Origin of the sequence: Streptomyces sp. NBC_01546 (assembly GCF_045208355.1) — a bacterium.
In the GTDB taxonomy this organism is placed as follows: domain Bacteria; phylum Actinomycetota; class Actinomycetes; order Streptomycetales; family Streptomycetaceae; genus Streptomyces.
The window spans coordinates 7585653-7604319 of sequence record NZ_CP109379.1; the positions used below are offsets into that span (position 1 = coordinate 7585653).

At 70.6% G+C, this 18667-nt stretch carries 17 protein-coding genes and 1 pseudogene; 11 read left to right on the plus strand and 7 right to left on the minus strand.

Going from position 1 to position 18667, the window contains the following annotated elements:
* Positions 1–46: 46 nt before the first annotated feature.
* The 8 genes from OHA89_RS34595 (at position 47) to OHA89_RS34630 (ending at position 8935) form a co-directional block, all read left to right on the plus strand.
* Positions 47–814, plus strand: a complete 768-nt coding sequence (locus tag OHA89_RS34595; protein ID WP_266612581.1) for an ABC transporter substrate-binding protein — start codon at positions 47–49, stop codon at positions 812–814.
* Positions 811–1611: an amino acid ABC transporter permease gene (locus OHA89_RS34600; RefSeq protein WP_406367869.1), complete on the plus strand. Its 801-nt coding sequence runs from the start codon at positions 811–813 to the stop codon at positions 1609–1611. Before OHA89_RS34595 ends, OHA89_RS34600 begins: the two co-directional genes overlap by 4 nt.
* 37 nt (positions 1612–1648) lie before the next feature.
* Positions 1649–2467, plus strand: a complete 819-nt coding sequence (locus tag OHA89_RS34605) for an amino acid ABC transporter ATP-binding protein (RefSeq protein ID WP_266611802.1) — start codon at positions 1649–1651, stop codon at positions 2465–2467.
* A 156-nt stretch (positions 2468–2623) separates the two neighbouring features.
* Positions 2624–2827, plus strand: a complete 204-nt coding sequence (locus tag OHA89_RS34610) for a cold-shock protein (protein ID WP_073907826.1) — start codon at positions 2624–2626, stop codon at positions 2825–2827.
* 197 nt (positions 2828–3024) lie between these two features.
* A complete protein-coding gene (locus OHA89_RS34615) occupies positions 3025–5025 on the plus strand; it encodes a hypothetical protein (protein ID WP_266611804.1) in 2001 nt (666 codons plus the stop codon).
* Between the two features lie 4 nt (positions 5026–5029).
* A complete protein-coding gene (locus tag OHA89_RS34620; protein WP_406367870.1) occupies positions 5030–6508 on the plus strand; it encodes a branched-chain amino acid ABC transporter substrate-binding protein in 1479 nt (492 codons plus the stop codon).
* Between the two features lie 73 nt (positions 6509–6581).
* Positions 6582–7136: a PadR family transcriptional regulator gene (locus OHA89_RS34625; protein ID WP_215150294.1), complete on the plus strand. Its 555-nt coding sequence runs from the start codon at positions 6582–6584 to the stop codon at positions 7134–7136.
* 74 nt (positions 7137–7210) lie between these two features.
* Complete coding sequence (locus tag OHA89_RS34630; RefSeq protein WP_406367871.1) at positions 7211–8935, plus strand: acyl-CoA dehydrogenase family protein; 1725 nt, start codon at positions 7211–7213, stop codon at positions 8933–8935.
* A 66-nt stretch (positions 8936–9001) separates the two neighbouring features.
* Here the strand turns inward: OHA89_RS34630 and OHA89_RS34635 are convergent, their stop codons facing one another.
* From OHA89_RS34635 to OHA89_RS34645, 3 genes and pseudogenes are all read right to left on the minus strand, one after another.
* On the minus strand, positions 9002–9319 hold the full coding sequence (locus OHA89_RS34635) for an RICIN domain-containing protein (protein WP_406368707.1): 318 nt from the start codon (positions 9317–9319) through the stop codon (positions 9002–9004).
* A gap of 782 nt (positions 9320–10101) precedes the next feature.
* A pseudogene (locus OHA89_RS34640) lies at positions 10102–10764 on the minus strand (serine/threonine-protein kinase); the annotation flags it as partial.
* A gap of 186 nt (positions 10765–10950) precedes the next feature.
* Entirely contained in the window at positions 10951–12051 is a 1101-nt protein-coding gene (locus OHA89_RS34645) for a M20 family metallopeptidase (RefSeq protein ID WP_266611808.1), read from the minus strand.
* 115 nt (positions 12052–12166) lie between these two features.
* Between OHA89_RS34645 and OHA89_RS34650 the strand changes: the two genes are divergently transcribed.
* Genes OHA89_RS34650 through OHA89_RS34660 form a run of 3 tightly spaced genes read left to right on the plus strand, consistent with a single transcriptional unit; the run spans position 12167 to position 13817 of the window.
* The gene (locus tag OHA89_RS34650; protein WP_266611809.1) at positions 12167–12595 is read left to right on the plus strand and encodes a hypothetical protein; all 429 of its coding nucleotides are present in this window, start codon (positions 12167–12169) and stop codon (positions 12593–12595) included.
* Positions 12589–12849 carry a helix-turn-helix transcriptional regulator gene (locus OHA89_RS34655; RefSeq protein ID WP_215142745.1) on the plus strand — a complete coding sequence of 87 codons (261 nt, stop codon included), beginning with the start codon at positions 12589–12591 and terminating at the stop codon, positions 12847–12849. Before OHA89_RS34650 ends, OHA89_RS34655 begins: the two co-directional genes overlap by 7 nt.
* Positions 12846–13817, plus strand: coding sequence for an NAD(P)-dependent alcohol dehydrogenase (locus OHA89_RS34660; protein ID WP_406367872.1), 972 nt, complete (start codon positions 12846–12848; stop codon positions 13815–13817). The genes OHA89_RS34655 and OHA89_RS34660 overlap by 4 nt, the downstream gene beginning before the upstream one ends.
* On the opposite strand, the gene OHA89_RS34665 is transcribed toward OHA89_RS34660, so the two are convergent.
* The 4 genes from OHA89_RS34665 to OHA89_RS34680 all read right to left on the minus strand — a co-directional run bounded on the left by OHA89_RS34665 (position 13807) and on the right by OHA89_RS34680 (position 18569).
* The gene (locus OHA89_RS34665) at positions 13807–15138 is read right to left on the minus strand and encodes an LCP family protein (protein ID WP_266611812.1); all 1332 of its coding nucleotides are present in this window, start codon (positions 15136–15138) and stop codon (positions 13807–13809) included. The two genes, OHA89_RS34660 and OHA89_RS34665, sit on opposite strands and share 11 nt — an antisense overlap.
* A gap of 146 nt (positions 15139–15284) precedes the next feature.
* The gene (locus OHA89_RS34670; protein WP_266611814.1) at positions 15285–16688 is read right to left on the minus strand and encodes a hypothetical protein; all 1404 of its coding nucleotides are present in this window, start codon (positions 16686–16688) and stop codon (positions 15285–15287) included.
* A 168-nt stretch (positions 16689–16856) separates the two neighbouring features.
* Positions 16857–18068: a Shedu anti-phage system protein SduA domain-containing protein gene (locus tag OHA89_RS34675; protein ID WP_406367873.1), complete on the minus strand. Its 1212-nt coding sequence runs from the start codon at positions 18066–18068 to the stop codon at positions 16857–16859.
* A 78-nt stretch (positions 18069–18146) separates the two neighbouring features.
* On the minus strand, positions 18147–18569 hold the full coding sequence (locus tag OHA89_RS34680) for a YjbQ family protein (protein ID WP_266611816.1): 423 nt from the start codon (positions 18567–18569) through the stop codon (positions 18147–18149).
* Between the last annotated feature and the right edge of the window lie 98 nt (positions 18570–18667).

Sequence of the window (18667 nt, forward strand, 5' to 3'; positions counted from 1 at the left end):
CAGCCACCGCATCCGTACGGCAGCCTGCGCTGCCGCCGCCGCGGGAATGTTCCTCGCGGCGGGCTGCTCCTCCGGCGACAGCGGTCCGGGGGAGGCGGCCGGCGGAGTGCCCGTCGTCGAGAAGGGCAAGCTGACCACCTGCACCCATCTTCCCTACCCGCCCTTCCAGTTCGAGCAGAGCGGCAAGGTCGTCGGCTTCGACGTGGCCCTGATCGACCTGGTCGCGAAGAACCTCGGGGTCGAACAGAAGATCCTCGATACGCCGTTCGAGAACTTCAAGACCGGTGCCTTCCTCAACTCGGGCCAGTGCGACCTCGCCGCGGCCGGCATGACGATCACCGACGAGCGCAAGAAGAACGTCGACTTCTCCGTCCCCTACTTCGACGCCACCCAGGCGCTCCTCGCGACGAAGAAGAGCGGTGTCACCTCGCTCGCCGACGTCAAGGCGAAGGGGAAGAAGCTGGGCGCGCAGGCCGAGACCACCGGCGAGAGCTATGCCAAGGCCCAGGGCTTCAACCCGGTCGCCTTCGAGAGCTCGGACGCGGTGCTGAACGGACTGCGCACGGGGCAGGTCGACGCGGTCGTCATCGACTACCCCGTCGTCCAGGGCTGGCTCAAGGACAAGGCGAACGCCTCGGAGTTCGTCCTCGGACAGAACATCGAGACCGGTGAGCAGTACGGCTTCTCGGTGAAGAAGGGCAACGCCGCCCTCCTCGCCGCGATCGACAAGGCGATCACGACCGCCAAGGCGGACGGCACCTACAAGAAGCTCTACGAGCAGTGGATCGGCCCGCTGCCCCAGGCCACCTCGTGACCTCTCGGCTGACCCGGCGCCAGCGGCGCCGGGTATGGCAGGGCGTGCAATACGCGATCTTCGTCGGCGCAGTGGTCCTGATCGCCGTCCTGGCCGACTGGGAGCGCCTGCAGAACCAGTTCGCGCAGACCGACCTGGCCGTCCGCCTCTTCCCGGACATCATCACCATCGCCCTGCGCAACACGGTGGTGTACACGGTGTCCGGGTTCGTCCTCGGCCTGGTCCTCGGTCTCGTCATCGCCATGATGAGACTGTCCTCGGTGACCCCCTACCGGTGGGTCGCCAGCATGTACATCGAACTGTTCCGAGGCCTGCCCGCCCTGCTGATCTTCATCTTCGTGGGCGTGGCGGTGCCGCTGGCGTTCCCCGGGACCGAGATCCCCGGCGGTACGTACGGGAAGGTCGCGATCGGTCTCGGCCTGGTCGCCGCCGCCTACATGGCCGAAACGATCCGGGCCGGCATCCAGGCGGTGCCCAAGGGGCAGATGGAGGCGGCCCGTTCGCTGGGCTTCTCGCACGCCCGCGCCATGGTGTCGGTCATCATTCCGCAGGCGTTCCGCATCGTCATCCCGCCGCTCACCAACGAGCTGGTCCTGCTGTTCAAGGACTCCTCCCTGGTGCTGTTCCTGGGCGTGACACTGGAGGAGCGGGAACTGACGAAATACGGCCGTGACCTCGCGAGCGAGACCGCCAACTCCACCCCGATCCTGGTCGCGGGCCTGTGCTACCTCCTCGTGACCATTCCGCTGAGCATCGTGGTGCGCCGCCTCGAGGCCCGCGGGGACAAGGCCACGTGAGGACGAGATGAGACCCAAGACGGGAAATGCGGACACGATGACCACGGACCGCCCGGAGATCGAGATCCGGGGGCTGCACAAGTCCTTCGGCGACAACCACGTCCTGCGCGGCATCGACCTGGACATCGCCCGCGGCGAGGTGGTGTGCGTCATCGGACCGTCCGGCTCCGGCAAGTCGACGCTCCTGCGCTGCGTGAACCTGCTGGAGGAGCCGAGCGAGGGCCAGGTCTTCGTCGGCGGCACGGAGGTCACCGACCTCGATGTCGACATCGACGCCGTGCGCCGCCGCATCGGCATGGTCTTCCAGCAGTTCAACCTGTTCCCGCACGTGAGCGTCACCGAGAACCTCACCCTGCCGCAGCGGCGGGTGCTCGGGAGGGACAAGGCGCAGGCCGTCGCCGTCGCCCGGGAGAACCTCGAGCGCGTCGGCCTCGCCGACAAGGCGGACGCCTTTCCGGCGCAGCTGTCCGGCGGTCAGCAGCAGCGGGTGGCGATCGCCCGGGCCCTGTCGATGGGGCCCGAGGTGATGCTCTTCGACGAGCCGACCTCGGCGCTCGACCCGGAACTCGTCGGCGAGGTGCTGTCGGTGATGCGGGTGCTGGCGGGCGAGGGCATGACGATGATGGTCGTCACCCACGAGATGAGCTTCGCCCGCGAGGTCGCGGACCGCGTCGTGTTCATGGACGGCGGGGTGATCGTCGAGCAGGGACCGGCCTCACAGGTGGTCGCGCGTCCGCTGCACGAGAGGACCCGCAACTTCCTCAACCGGATCCTGGACCCGACGGCGGTCGAGTCACCCGCTGCTCACGGCGGCACCGAGCCGGGCAAACCGGACGACGGGCGGCCCGCTGAGTGAGGTCCGGGCCGCGGGCGGGCGTTCATGCGGTTATCCGGTCGTCGCTCACAGGTGTAGGGGTGGGGATGCCGGGGGAGAAGTGGCTCAGGCGCCTGTGACCGGGCGCCGCGGTGGCCCGGACCCGGGCCACTCGCTGAATTGAGCAGAGGGATGAGTATGGCCAGCGGCACCGTGAAGTGGTTCAACTCCGAGAAGGGCTTCGGCTTCATCGCCCAGGACGGAGGCGGACCGGATGTCTTCGCCCACTACTCCAACATCTCCGGCAACGGATACCGCGAGCTGACCGAGGGCGAGACGGTGTCGTTCGACGTCACGCAGGGCCAGAAGGGTCCGCAGGCGGAGAACATCGTCCGCGGCTGACATCCCGCCCGGTCGTTCCCGGCGGCGCCCGCACCCGGTGCGGGCGCCGCCGTCATGATTCCGCGCCGCCGCCCGCTCCTTGATCCACGCGTGCGGCCCGACCGGCGAATCCGGACGACACGGGCTATGGCAGCCACCGGTTTCGGATGGCACGCTCGTGTCCTCGAAAGCGGCACCCTGGGGGGGGAACACACGTGATGGAGCCGGGTACGGGCATGGGCCTGCGCGGCCGCAGCGGCATCCTGTCGCTGGTCGACGCCTGCCTGAAGGAAACCCCCGCAGCCGAGCGGCCCCTGACCATGCTGCTCGGTCCGCCCGGCAGCGGCGCCAGCGAGGCGCACAGCGCCCTCATGGAGCACTTCGGGCCCCAATACCCCTTCGCCTTCGTCAACTTCGGCGGAGCACAGTCGCTCCTGCCCCGCTACGCCCTCGGTCTGCTCGCCCGCCAGCTCGAACGCAAACTGCCCCGCTACGGCCGCTCCCACTTCCCGCTGCTCAGCCTCGGTCTGCTCGCGTCCGACCAGGAACTGCGCATGCGCAGCCTCGCCGAAGGCCGGCGCGCGGTGCAACGGCAGCTCGACCGGTTCCAGGAGGAGAACGAGGCCCGGCACGGCGACTACCTGGCCGCCTTCTTCGAAGTGGGCATGGGTGCGGTCGGCATGCCCGAAGGCGCCTCCACCGCCGCCCTCGCCCTGTTCCAGGACGCCCTGCGACGGAGCCGCCGCAGCATGCCGAACCTGCTCGGCGGCAGGCTCGGCAGCCGGCTCACCTCAGGTGCCCAGTGGTACGGACGGCATCCCATGACCCGCAGCGGGGATCCCATGGAGGCCCTCGTCGAGCTCAACCTGTGGCGCCACGAGGGAGACGAGAACGAGCAGGAGCGGCTCGACCTCGTCCTCTTCTCGGCGTTCCTGGAGGATCTCAGACGCAACACCGCCCGCAGCTTCATGCCCCGCTCCTACCTGCTGCTCCTCGACAACTCCCACACCGAATACGGCCGCCGCTTCCTGGACCTGCTGGTGCGCGCCCGGCACGACAACACGGTCGTGGCCGGACACGACAGCGACCCGCTGACCATCGTCGCCAGCTCCAACCGCTGGCTGCCCCGCTGGGGGCCGGCCACCGGGGACTCCTGGCCCTGGCAGCTGCGCGGCCCGGACCGGGCCTCGCTGTCCGACTGGAACACCCACCGGCCGACCCGGGACAGCGAGGACACCTGGTGGTATCCGTTACGCCTGCGCGACCTCAACCTGGACGAGGTGCGCATCCGCATAGAGCTCCAGCTCGGCGGCCACAGCGATCTCGCCCCGCTGACCCGCCTCACCCCCTTCGTGCACCGGCTCACCGGCGGTCTGCCGCGCGCCGTCCACCAAGTGCTCGACGTACTGCGCCAGTCCGGACCGCCGCCGGACTCGGGCCCCCAGCAGGACCGCTGGCTGCGCACCCTCCCCGACCGGCCGCTGCGCAGCGGCGAACACACCGCCACCCTCGCGGACACCGCCCTCAGCCACCTCCTGCGCGACTTCGACGACACCGAGCGCGCGACCCTCGCCGAATGCGCCGCCGCCAGGGACTTCTCCGTCGGCACCCGGCTGCTCAGCCCCGGCGACGCCCTGTTCGGTGAGATCCGCTCCCGCTGGCTGCTGTCCGGACCGCTCACCGTCGTCCCCGTACTCCACCCGTGGCTGCGCCGGCTGCTGCTGTGGCGGCTGGCCGGCCGCCCCGACGCGTGGGACGCCGCGCACGAACTCCTGGCGGAGTTCTACCGCGGTGAGGGGAAGGCGGTGCAGGAGATGTACCACCAGCTCGCCGCCGGGCGGACCGACGAGGTCACCGCCCATCTGACACGGCGCTTCACCGAAGTGCCGGCCGCGCAGTGGATCGCCGAGTTCAACGCGATCACCGCCGCCCCCAACCGCCTCCCGGCGGACCGCGGCCCGCTGGAACTCCTCGCCGGGCTCGGCCCGCGCCGCCCCGAGCGCGTGATGGACGTCGAGTCCGTGATCCACACGCTGGTGACCACCCGCTGGGTGTGGAGCGATCCGCTCGCCGACCCCGCCATGCGACTCAACGACATGATCGCCGACGGCTACACCCAGCTGTCACAACTGCGGAGGAACGACATCGTGGCCCTGTTCAACGAGGCGGAGCGCCACCGTCACTGGCGCGATCCCCAGACGGCCGGCGGGGAGGGCTGAGCCCGTGGTCAGACTCGAATGGCCGCTGCACGTCGTGCGCCGCGTGGCCCTGGCCGTCGCCGTTGCCGTCGCACTGGTGGCGGCCGGCTGGCTGGGCGTCGGCTGGATCCAGGAACGGCTGTCGAGATGCGCCGACGGAGTGGTCGAACAGGGTCCCCGCGACGAATGCGTCGGCGTGACCGACGGCTCCTACGCCTTCGCACCGGACCTCGACGCGGTGGCCAAGAAGATCGAGGAGGAGAACGCCCGGGTCCTCGCCGACGCGGACAAGGAACCGTACGTCAGCGTCGCCTACCTGACCTCCTTCACCACCACCGCCGATGACAGCAACTCCGCCGAGGGCGTCCGGCACGAACTGCAGGGCGCCTATCTCGCCCAGTACCGGCACAATCGCGGCGATCTGTCCGCCACCCCCAAGATCCGCCTCCTGATAGCGAACGCGGGCAGCAAGTCGGCGCACTGGCAGCACACCGTGGACGAGCTGATCGCCCGCAAGGACGCCCCGGACCGGCTGGTCGCCGTGGCCGGCCTCGGCCCGAGCACGAACGAGAACCTCGCGGCCATACGGCGTCTCTCCGAGAACGGGATCGCCATGGTCGGCTCCACCATGACCGCCACGAACATCCAGGGCATCACGGGCTTCGTACGGGTCGCCCCCACCAACGAGGACGAGGCGTACGCGGCGGCCGCCTACCTCAAACGGCGGGGCGTCGGCACCGCGGTCGTCATCCAGGACGTGGCGGAGGGAAACCTGTACGCGTCCACCCTCGGCACGGCCTTCACCAAGGCCTTCCAGGAGGGTGACAAACACAGGCTCGTCGCCGAACGCATGACGTACGACTCCTCCGTCAGCAGCGCCTGGCAGAACGAGCTCCGCTACATGCCCGGCCAGCTGTGCCAGCAACGCCCCCAGCTCGTCTACTTCGCGGGCCGCGGCCAGCACCTCACACACTTCCTGGACGCCCTGTCCAACCGCAGCTGCACCGACCAGAAGTTCACCGTCTTCGCCGGGGACGACACCACCAACCTGACCGCCGAGCAGCTCGCCCACGCCGCCGAGACGGGCGTCGAGGTGCTCTACACCGGACTCTCCCACCCCGACATGTACCGCGCGTCGCCGCAGTCGGTGTCCGCGCCGTCCGCGAAGAACTTCCAGCAGGGCGGGCTGCTCGACCAGTGGTTCCCGCACGACCGCCGGGACGACGGCGGGGCCCTGATGGGCCACGACGCCGTCCTCACCGCGGGCCACGGGATCCAGATGGCCGCCCGCTGGCAGGGCAAGGTCGCCGGCGACGCCGTGGCCCGGATGTTCCACCAGATGGACGGAAGCCAGCAGGTGGCCGGGGCCAGCGGTTTCATCTCTTTCCAGAACAACGGCAATCCCCGCAACAAGGCGGTCCCGATCCTGCGGCTCAATGCCAAGGGCCAGGCCGAGTTCGTCGAGGTGTCCGCGGCGGAGGGCAAGCCCCCGGAACAACAGTGAGGGACGGGTGAGCCGCGTCTCACCGGGGCGGCGGCGCTTGTCTATGCAACGAGTTGCATAGAAAAATCGGGGCATGGCACTCGAGCACGCGATCCTCGTCTCCCTGCTGGAGAAGCCGGGCTCCGGCTATGAGCTGGCCCGCCGGTTCGAGCGGTCCATCGGCTACTTCTGGACCGCCACCCACCAGCAGATCTACCGCGTGCTCAAGCGCATGGAGGGTGACGGCTGGATCGACGTCCGTGACGTGCCGCAAGAGGCGAGGCCGGACAAGAAGGAGTACTCCGTCGCCGCCGCCGGCCGGGCCGCCCTGGCCGCCTGGCTCCACGAGCCGATCCAGCCCGAGGGCATCCGGCACGAGCTCGCCGTGAAGATCCGCGGCGCGGCCTTCGACGATCCGGCCGCGCTGATCCGCGAGGTCGAACGGCACCACCTGGCGCACACCGACCGGCTCACGCGCTATCTCGCGGGGGAGCTGCGCGACTTCACCGGCCCGGACGCCCCCGCGCCGACCGACCCCGGGCGGGAGCTCCAGCACGTCGTGCTCCGCGGCGGCATCGCCTACGAGCGGATGACGATCGCCTGGCTCGAGGACGTGCTCGCCACGCTCCACCGGCTCGCCGAGCGCTGAACCCTGCATCTCGCCCCCTGAACCTCACCCCCTTGATCCCTCGACTGATCCCCCGACCCGAAAGGCGGACCTCCATGACCGACCCGCTGCTGTTCAACCCGCGCACCTACGACCCCGCGCACTTCGACCCCGAGACCCGCAGGCTGCTGCGCGCCACCGTCGACTGGTTCGAGGGCCGCGGCAAGCGCAGGCTCATCGAGGACTACCGCTCCCGCGCCTGGCTCGGCGACTTCCTGGCGTTCGCCGCCAAGGAGGACCTGTTCGCGACCTTCCTGACCCCGGCCTCCGCCGCCGGCCAGGACGAACCGGACAAGCGCTGGGACACGGCACGGATCGCCGCCCTCAACGAGATCTTCGGCTTCTACGGCCTGGACTACTGGTACGCGTGGCAGGTCACCATCCTGGGTCTCGGCCCGGTCTGGCAGAGCGACAACGCCGTCGCCCGCGGCCGCGCGGCGCAGCTCCTCGGCGAGGGCGAGGTGTTCGCCTTCGGCCTGTCCGAGAAGACCCACGGCGCCGACATCTACTCCACCGACATGCTGCTGGAGCCGGACGGCGAAGGCGGTTTCCGGGCCGGCGGATCCAAGTACTACATCGGCAACGGCAACGCCGCCGGTCTCGTCTCCGTCTTCGGCCGCCGCACCGACGTCGAGGGCCCCGACGGCTACGTCTTCTTCGCCGCCGACAGCCGCCACCCGGCGTACCAGCTCGTGAAGAACGTCGTCGACTCCTCCAAGTACGTCAGCGAGTTCCGTCTCGTCGACTACCCGGTCGGCGCCGACGACGTCCTGCACACCGGCCGCGCCGCCTTCGACGCCGCCCTCAACACCGTCAACGTCGGCAAGTTCAACCTCTGCACCGCCTCGATCGGCATCTGCGAGCACGCGATGTACGAGGCCGTCACCCACGCGCAGAACCGCATCCTCTACGGGCGCCCCGTCACCGCCTTCCCGCACGTGCGCCGCGAGCTGGCCGACGCCTACGTCCGCCTCGTCGGGATGAAGCTGTTCAGCGACCGCGCCGTCGACTACTTCCGCTCCGCCGGCCCCGACGACCGCCGCTACCTGCTGTTCAACCCGATGACCAAGATGAAGGTGACCACCGAGGGCGAGAAGGTCATCGACCTGATGTGGGACGTCATCGCGGCCAAGGGCTTCGAGAAGGACACCTACTTCGCCCAGGCGGCCGTCGAGATCCGCGGTCTGCCCAAGCTGGAGGGCACGGTCCACGTCAACCTGGCGCTGATCCTCAAGTTCATGCGCAACCACCTGCTGGAACCGGCCGAGTACGCACCCGTGCCGACCCGCCTCGACGCCGCCGACGACGCGTTCCTCTTCCGCCAGGGGCCGGCCCGCGGTCTGGGCTCCGTACGCTTCCACGACTGGCGCCCCGCCTACGACGCGTACGCCGCCGTGCCCAATGTCGCCCGCTTCCGTGAGCAGGCCGACGCCCTGTGCGCGTTCGTCACGACCGCCGCACCCGACGAGGAGCAGAGCCGCGACCTCGATCTCCTCCTGGCCGTGGGCCAGCTGTTCGCCCTGGTCGTGCACGGCCAGCTGATCCTGGAGCAGGCCCGCCTGACCGGTCTGGACGAGGACGTGCTCGACGAACTGTTCGGCGTCCTCGTGCGGGACTTCTCCGCGCACGCGGTCGAGCTGCACGGCAAGGACTCCGCCACCGCGGACCAGCAGGACTGGGCCCTCGGCGCCGTCCGGCGCCCGGTCGTCGACGCCGACCGCTCGGCGCGGGTCTGGGCGCGCGTGGAGGCGCTGGCCGGGGCGTACGAGATGGCGCCGTAACGAGGCGTGGCGCCCGTACGGACGGCTCCCGGCGACGGGAGCCGTCCGCGGTGACGGGCAGACGGGTCAGGGCTGCTTCGTCCAGCGCTGGGACGCCTGCCCACCGCAGGTGTTCGTCACCAGGCCGCTGGCCATGCCCAGGTCGAGGCAGCCGCCGCTGTAGTCGTTCCGCAGGCTGCCGTCCGACCCCGTACGCCACAGGAGGCTCGTGCCCGAGGAGCAGTCGCCGACGAAGACGGCCTGGCCGAGCATATTGGCGTACAGGCACCCGCCGGTCTGCTTGTTGACGAGCTTGAAACTGCCGTCGGACCTGCTCTGTACGGTCCACCGGGCGGTCGAGTCCGAGCAGTCACCGTGGTCCGAAGAGCCGTAGACCTGGGTGATGCACTCGCCGTTGTTGCCGTTGCGGTAGCGGTAGGTGCCGGAAGCGGGGGGCGCCGGCGCCGTGGGGGCCGTGGACGTCCCGCCTCCGGAGGGGCGCGGGCTGCCGGCGCCGCCCGCGTTGGCGGAGCTTCCGGGGCCTCCCGAGCCGGTCTGGGTACCGCCGCCGCTCCCGCCGCCGGGGCCGGGCCCGGCAGCAGCCCCCGCGCCCGCGGCCGGGGGCCGGCCGTCCCGCCCTGTCCCTGGTCCTTGCCGTCCCCCGCGGCCTGCTCCTGGCCCGGGGACGGTGCGGGTGACGCCGCGCCCGACGGGCTGCCGCCCGTCGTCGACGCCGTAGGGTCGGCGGGCGCCGAGACCGGCGCGCTCGGCGTTCCCTGTGCGCCGGTCCGCGGCGAGGACGCGTACGGGAGGTTCTGGATGGCGAGCGTCGTACCGCCCGCGACCACGACGACGGGGACGACGGCGAGCAGGACGCGGGTACGGCGGCGGCGTTCGGGCCGCTCACGCCGCTCGGGCCGTTCGGCCGGCTCGGGACGTTCCGGACGGGACTCGGCCGCGGGTTCCGGGCCGGGGTCCTCCTCCGGTTCCGGCTTCGTGCCCGTGAGCGGGAGTGTCGGCTCGTCGATCTCCTGCACGTCCGCGGCGAAGGCGGCCCGCTCGGTCAGGCGCTCGGTGACGGCCGCCGGCCACAGCGGTGTGCCGAACGGGCCGTGCCGGGCAGCGCGTTCGAGGAGTTCGGCGGCGGTGGGCCGGCCCTCGGGGTCCTTGTCGAGGCAGGCCGCGACGAGTTCGGCGAGTTCCGGTTCCAGCTCCCGCAACGGCCCCAGGTCGGGCTCTTCGTGGACGATGCGGTACAGCACGCCGTGCCCCGACTCGTCGCCGAAGGGCGGCTGGCCGCACGCCGCGTACGCGAGCACCGAGCCCAGCGCGAACACGTCGGTGGCGCCGCTCAACCGCCGTTTCCCCGAAGCCTGTTCGGGCGCCATGTAGGCGGGGGTGCCCACGACCATGCCGGTCCTGGTCAGCTGGCTCTGTTCGGCCGCCCGGGCGACACCGAAGTCGATGAGGGTGAGACCGTCGAGGGTCAGCATGACGTTGGACGGCTTGAGGTCCCGGTGCACCATGTCCAGCCCGTGCACCGCCGCCAGACCCGCCGCCGCCTCCCGCAGCAGCAACCACAGTGCGTGTGCGGGCAGCGGGCCGCCGTGCAGGCCGATGGCCTCCTTCAGGGTGAGGCCGGGGATGTACGCGGTGGCGAACCACGGGGGCCTTGCGGTCCGGTCGCTGGCGAGCAGCGGCGCGGTGGCCTCCGCGGGCAGCCGGGCGAGGTTGTCCAACTCGTGCCCGAAACGGCGCACGAAGTCCTCGTCCTCGCCGACGACGGAGGCGAGCAGTTGCTTGACGGCGACGTACCGGCCCTCCTGGACCCCGAGGTACACCCGCCCCATGCCGCCGGCCCCCAGCCGGCCCGCCAGCGCAATCGACCCGATCCGGGGCGGATCGCCCGCCTCCAGCGGCTCGGCTCCGCTCCCCCTCAGCTCTAACACGTCAGCCCCGCTAGAAATTGGAATCAGTTTCTAGAAATAAATCTACCTGATGAGCCACCTCGGCAACACGCCGAGGTGCAGGCGGACTTACCGGTGCCGGATCGCCTCCACCAGTCCCGCGACGAGGTTCGCCCGCTCGGTCATCGCCTCGACCACCAGGTACTCGTGGTCCGCGTGGGCGCCGCCCCCGACCGCTCCGAGGCCGTCGAGCGTGGGCACCCCCAGCGCGGCCGTGAAGTTGCCGTCGCTGCCGCCGCCGACCGCCTTGCCCTCGAGGCCGGGAAGCAGCTGCTGCGCCACGGCGAAGAGTTCGGCCGCCGCCGATTCGGGCATCGGGGGCCGGCTGACGGCTCCCTCCACCGCGATCCGCGCCTCGTCGAGATGCGGAGCCAGTGCGGCGAACGCGGATTCGATGCGTTCCGTCTCGTGGGCCGACTCGACCCGTACGTCGACGACGACGGTCGCCTCGGCGGGGACGACGTTGTCCAGGGTTCCCGCGGACGCGACGGTCGGGGTGACGGTCGTGCCGATTTCCGGTCGCCCGAGCGCCGCGATGTCCAATACCTGGTGCGCTGCTTCGATCAGGGCGTTGACCCCGGCCGTGGGCTCCAGGCCCGCGTGCGACGCCCGGCCCGCGATGGAAACCTGGAACGTGCCGCAGCCCTTGCGGCCGGTCTTCAGGGCTCCGCCGTCAGCGGCGCCCTCGAGCACGAGTACCGCGCCGCAGGCAAGGGCTCGTTCCTCGAGGAGAGCTCGGGAGGAGCGGGAGCCGACCTCCTCGTCGGCGGTCATCAGAATCTCGACGCCCGACCGGTCTTCGAGCGTCGCCAGGCCGTGAACGGCCTGGACCAGACCGCCGAGCATGTCGAAGACCCCGGGGCCGGTCGCGTGCCCGTCCTCGACCAGGAACGGGCGGCGTTCAAGGGTGCCGAGCGGGAAGACCGTGTCGTGGTGACCGAGGATCAGCACCTTGGGATCGCCGCCCCCCGACCAGTGCACGTGCGGCCCGGCTTCGCTCTCGACGAGGACGGCCTGCCCGCCGAGGCGGCTCTCGATGACCGCGGCGACCACCTTGGCCGATGCCGTCAAGGCGTCGAGATCGCGCGATGGGGACTCGGTCTCGACGAGTGTCCTGAGGTCCTCGATCATCGCGTCAACGCTCACGTGTGCGGTCTTGTGCATCGTCATGTCGCACAGGTTAGTGGTCGTCCGACTCCGAGGTAAAGAATCCTTGACACGATGTCGAGACTGCTTGACACTCCGAGTGTCTGGTTTTCTTGACATGGGGGAGTGGGAGCGGGAAGTGACAGTCGAGGAGAAACGTGCCTGGAGCATGCTGGTGGTCGCGGTCGCGTCGTACGCCGCGTATCTGTGGGTGGTACTGAGCCGCCCCGCGGCGGTGCCGCTGACCCGGGCGCCTTACGTGGAAGCCCTGTTGTGGAGCGTCGGCCTGGCGATCGCCGCCTCGATCTCCGCCCACATCGTGATCGCCGCGTTCTCGCCGCGGGAGGCGAACGTCAAGGACCAGCGTGACCGCGAGATCCACCGCTTCGGTGAGTACGTGGGACAGTCGCTGGTCGTGATCGGCGCGGTGGCCGGCCTGGTCCTGGCGATGGCCGAGGCCGCTCCGTTCTGGATCGCCAATTGCATCTACCTGGCCTTCGTCCTGTCGTCGGTGCTCGGCTCGGCGGTCAAGGTCATCTCCTACCGGTTCGGTTTCCACCCGTGGTGAAGGCGACGAGGGTCACCAACACCATCAGGGCCCAGCGCTTCGCCCACGGCGAGATGACCCAGGCCGAGCTCGCCCGCCGCATCGGAGTGAGCCGGCAGACCGTCATCGCCATCGAACAGGGCCGCTACTCGCCGTCGCTGGAGATGGCCTTCCAGATCGCCCGGGTGTTCGGCGTTCCCCTCGACAGCGTCTTCCAGTACTCGGCCCAACCGGGCAGCTCGGACCACACCGGCACAGAGGGAGACACCTCATGAGAGCCATCGTCCACGACGTCTACGGAACACCCGACGTCCTGCGCCTCGACGAGATCGACCAGCCCGTGCCCGGCCGGGGCGAGGTGCTGCTGCGCGTACGGGCGGCCGGCGTCGACCAGGGTGTCTGGCACCTGATGGCGGGCATGCCCTACGCGATCCGCGCGGCGGGCTTCGGCCTGCGGGCACCCAAGCAGCGCGTGAGGGGTCTGGACGTCGCGGGCCGTGTGGAGGCCGTCGGCCCGGACGTCACCCGCTTCCGGCCCGGCGACGAGGTGTACGGCACCTGCACCGGCTCCTTCGCGCAGTACGCGTGCGCCAAGGAGGAAGAGCTGGCTCCCCGTCCGGCCCGGCTCACGCCCGAACAGGCGGCGGTCGTCACGATCTCCGGGTGCACCGCCCTCCAGGCCCTGCGCGCCGGCCGGCTGAAGCCCGGGGGGCGGGTCCTGGTGATCGGGGCCTCGGGCGGGGTGGGCACCTACGCCGTACAACTGGCCAAGGCCCTGGGGGCCGCTCACGTCACCGGGGTGTGCAGCGCCTCCAAGGCGGACCTGGTCCGGTCCCTCGGCGCCGACGAGGTCGTCGACTACGCCCGCGAGGACCCCACCGACGGCGTCCACCGCTACGACCTCGTCCTCGACATCGCGGGCAACCGACCCCTGCACCGGCTCCGCCGGGCCCTGACCCCGCGCGGGACCCTGGTCATGGTCGGCGGCGAGACCGACGGCCGCTGGCTCGGCGGCTACCACCGCCAGTTGTGGGCCCTGCTGCTGTCGCCCTTCGTCCGCCAGCAGTTGCGGGGACTCGCCTCCACCCCGAACCCCGAGGACCTGCGCGCCCTCGGGGAGCTCATCGAGTCCGGCTCGCTGACCCCGGCCCTCGACCGTACGTACCCGCTGGCCGAAGTCCCCGACGCGGTACGCCGCCTGAGGTCCGGTCACGCACGGGGCAAGATCGCGATCAGCCTGTGACGGGCATGCGTGCGGGCGCTCCGGCGCAGCTGAGGCGGTCGGCGGTGACGGGGGCGCCGTCGACGGTGTTGCGGTCGTAGGTGACCGTCTTGACCAGGACGGGCCGGGTGGCGACGCTGACGCCGAAGACGTTGTCCAGCTTCGGGTCGGGCCGCAAGCGGGCGCCGGGCAGGGCGGCCGCGAGGGTTGCGGCGTCCTCCTCCCGCCCGGGGGGATGGCTGATGACCGGCGGACCGGCGGGACGTACCGGCGGTGCGGACTGCGTGGCGGTGACGGCGAAGCCGGTCGCGCGCAGGGCCGCGGCCACGGTGTCGTCGTCCACACGGACCGCGATGTTCGCCGGGTTGCTCGAGACCGGTGTTTCCGGGACGGGCTGGATGCGCGTGTCCCCGGTGATGGAGCGGTCCGCGCCGAGAGCGTCCCACAGCGCCGCGGATCGGGGCTCGTCCCACACCAGGGTGGAGCCCACGCCGGGTACCCGGTGGTCGAAGAGGCGGATAGGGACGGTCGCGAACTCGGTGCGGTCCGTGCGCAGACGGCCGAGTGCCCAGCCGATCCGGATCAGGTCGGACAGGCCGGTGCCCTCGCCGGTGCGTACGGACTTCAGCAAGGCCCGGGCGGTGCGCGCCGTGTTGACGGGTCCGTCCAGGGCGCCCTCGGCGGTGAGGCGGGCCAGGAGGTCGGTGACCACGCGCTGCTGGCGGCGGACGCGGCCGAGGTCTCCGGGCCGCTGGTTGACGTGCCGGGCCCGGACGTAGCGCAGCGTGCCGTTGCCGTCGGTGTGGTGGACACCCGAGGGGATGTCGAGGCCGGAGTTCTCGTCCTGGAGCGGCCTGTCCGTACACACGGTCGCGCCGCCGAGGTTGTCGACGGCCTGCTCGAAGCCGGTGAAGCCGGTCTCCAGGAAGTGGTCGACGTGCAGGCCGGTCGCCTTCTCGACGGTGCGCACCGTGAGCGGGCCGCCGCCGATCTTGTACGCGCCGTTGATCTTTCCCCACCGGGCGGGGCCGGTGTCGCCGGCGGGGCGTGCGTACTCGACGTAGGAGTCACGCGGGATGGACACGACACTCGCGCGGCGCTGGTCCTGCGACAGGTGCACGAGCATCATCACGTCGGTGCAGTTGCACCCCTCGCCGCCCACGTGGAGCCGGCGTTTCTCGGCGGCGGAGAGGCCGGCGCGGCTGTCGACGCCCACGACGAGGATGTTCGTACCCCGGCCCGGACCCTCCCGGTCGGCCGAGACGGCCTGCGGGCCCAGGAGGGTGCCGGAGCCGAGGGTTGCCAGCAGGGTGAGAGCAACAGTGAGACGACGCACGCACATCCCCAAAATCGTCCGAATCGCTAACGAAACGGACAGTAGTGGGTCGATGTGCGAGCGACGGGGCTACGCGCCGGGAGCCGCCGCCTCATTGGCGTAGTGGAAGCGGCGCCCGGCTGTTGGCCGACTGCTGGCCGGCTACTGGCTTGCTACTGCCCTGCGCGGCCGCTCGCGAGCGGCCACTCGCGGTTGAGGGTGCCCAGCGGGATGCGGTGCTGGAAGACCGGCGTGCCGAACAGGGACAGCTCGAAGTGGAGTTGTCCGCTCAGATCGAAGCCGCCGTACAGCGCCCAGGATCCGTTCACCGCGCTCTTGCCGTCGGTGGACGCGGTCGCCTTGACCTCGGCCTCGCCGCGCACGTAGGGGGCGAAGTCGGCGCTGACGCCGACGGCCCCGTACAGGCCGACGGAAGCCTCGGCGCCGAGAGCGCCCTTGACCCGCCCGGCGGCGGTGACGCCGGCCTTCACAGGGGAGCTCTGCACGGCCGAGGTGCTGACCGGAGTCCAGCCCTGCCCCGACGCGTAACTGCCGCCGACCCGGAAGTCGCCCTTGACGTCCTGCTGGACGTCGACGGTGACGCGGCCGTCCGCCTCCACCTGGACGTAACAGGTCAGGTCGAGGTTGACGACGACGGGCACGGGGCCCACCTGGATGACGGGGGTGCTGTGCAGCTTGGCGAACGGGATCCGCTTGGGCGCGTCGCCGGTGCTCGCGGCGGCGCGGCCCTTGAGCGCCCACTGCGAGGACCAGTCGCCGCTCATGCCGAGGAAGGCGGACTTCGGGCCGAAGGCGCCGCCCGAGCTGCCGTCGTACGAGAACTCCACCCGGGGGGCGAGCTGGACGAAGCCGGACACCGAGGCGCCGGCCGAGGCGGGGGCGTCCTTGGCGGTGTCCACCGCGGCGTTCACGTCCAGCCGCAGGGTGCCGAGGGGCAGCGTCGCGCCCTGGGGCCCGAACCGCGCGCCCTGGCTCTTCGCCCAGGAGAAGGTGACGCCCTTCATCAACGGCTCGACGGTGACCGAGGACGGGTCGACCGGGACCTTCCCGTCGGCCTTGTCGTCGTCGAGGACGGAGGCCAGCGTCGTGGCGGCGGTCTTCACCTCGGTGCCGCGGTCGGTCTTTCCGACGACCTCGGTGACCTTCGCGAGCAGGCCGTCGGGGGCGCCGGGCGCCGGTGCGCTGGCGATGACGTCGCCCACCGCCACGGGCTTGTCGGGTGCGGGGGAGTGGCTGGGCGAACCGGTCGGCTTCTGGGCTGCTGCCGTGGATATGACGGCCCGTCCGCTCGCCTTGTCGTACGAGGCGACCTGGAGCGAGGACTTCTCGGGCCGGCCCTTGCCGCCGCCGGTGCGGGCCACGGCCGTCGGCGCGGACGATCCCTGCGGCGCGGCGGTCACGTCGAGCTGCTGTGTGCCGTCGGCGGCCGGTGCGGTGGTGGCGGCGCTTCCCGGTGCGGCCGCGCCGGTGTTGTGTGCGGGCGAGGAGCAGCCGGTGGCGGCGAGCGCCAGGGTGGTCAGGCCGGGGAGCAGGAGGCGTCTGGCGAGCGTGCGCACGGAGATGTGACCTTCGTGTGGGGGAGGGGGGCGTTACCCGTAAGTAACGTGAAGGTTGATCATGCCATGGGCGCACTGTGGCAGTCATCTTGAGATCCGGCCAACTCGCCTGAGACACAAGATGGTTGAGGCTTCATTCACGTGGGGTGGCGGCGCGGCGGGGCCGGGCTACATCACGTCACCCGCCGCGAGGGCTCTTTCCGCACTGTCGATGAGCTCCTTGTAAGTGAGTACCTCGATCCGGTTCAGGTGCGACGTGTGAATGCGCAGGGCCTCGTTGATTTCCTTTTCGTCGACTTCCGGCTGACTCAGCGGATGCCCGATGAGAATGATCGCGCTTGCGCGACGGGTGTCGATGCCGAACTCCATCGATATGCGTTCTCGATTCTCATCCAAGCCGACAAGGTAGTTGATGGCTTGGCCCACGGCATCGTTCACCTCTCTCCTGGGCACCCAGGAGCCCCGGTGTTCCTTCACCAGCTTCACCGCCGCGGCTTGTTTCAGCTCGACTATCTGAAGCGAGCCGTCGCCACGGATCAACGGGATGTCGACTTCGTCCCCGGGTACCAGCCTCCGTTGCTGGGCCTCACCGATGAAGCGTCCGCCGAACACCCAGTACATCCCGTTCAACGCCCGCTGCAAAGCATGTTCGGACGCAGTGGCGTCTTCGGCCACCCGGCGCAGCTCGCGGAGATGGGCCGCTCGGCGCTGTAGTTCTGCTGCACGCAAGACCGTTCGTCCGTCTTCGTCCGCTGCAAGGACGGCGAGGGCCTCAGGAGACGACATGATGCGGTGGGCAGCTTCCGCCGGATCCGTGACTTCAACTCGGTTCTTCAGTACGCGCTCCGTCCACAGTGCACGCTCGGCGATCCCGCGCGGTATGTGGTAACGCGCCGGATCATCCACGGGGGCTTGCATGAACCGGGCGTCCTGGCCCAGCTTGCGCACGTGCTCCAGAACCTCCGCGAGAACAGCTCCAGGATGTTCACTCAGGTACTGCTCGGCTTCGCCGCACCAGAACTCGTTGGTCATGGCCACGGTCCTCGCGATGGAATCGAGCCCCAGCTTGTCTCGCGGGCCCTGATCCCGGTAGTGCAACCGGTACTTCTCCTCGTAATCGGGCCTGAGGAGTCGCCCTTCCGTGTAATGGAGGGCGTCTTGCAGGGATCTTACGATCTCCCATTCGTCTGCTGTTGCCGCCGAGGTCCGCGCCCGGGCGAGAAGTTCCGTCAGCCGCTTTCCTCCCCTTCGCTTTCCGCCGGCGGCGGACCGTACGTGACGCAGGGCAGCCATGACCGCGCTCTGCACGGTCTCCGCCGTTGCGGCAGAGAGGATCTTGCCGAGGTGGAGCTCGAGAGCCATGTCGGATCGTGTGGACATGAGCAGGATTCTGACTCAGGGGTCTGACAGGCCGGTCCAGCCGGGCCTCACCCCCGCAGTCGTCGCTCCACCGCGCCATCACCCCAGAAACGACAACCGGACCTGCCGCCGCGGGTTGTCCCGGTTGGTGTCGACCAGCACCACCGACTGCCAGGTCCCCAGCGCGAGCTCGCCGCCGAGCACCGGCAGCGTCATGTGCGGTGGCACGAACGCGGGCAGTACGTGGTCGCGGCCGTGCCCGGGGGAGCCGTGCCGGTGCCGCCAGCGGTCGTCCGCGGGCAGCAGCGTGCGGAGCGCCTCCAGCAGGTCCTCGTCGCTGCCGGCGCCCGTCTCGATGACGGCCAGCCCCGCCGTCGCGTGCGGGGTGAACACGTTGAGCAGGCCGTCCCGACCCCGGGCGGCCGCCCCCAGGAACTCCGTACAGGCGGCGGTCAGGTCGTGCACGGTCTCCGACGCGCCGGTGACGACCTCGATGGTGCGGCTGGTGAAGGTGTCTGCCATCCGTCCATCGTCTCGCGGCAACGGGTGCGCGCCGGGGCCGCCGCACCGGGCGAGGTGCGTCGCGGGCGGCTCCGGTGTGCGGCCGATCCGCTGAAATC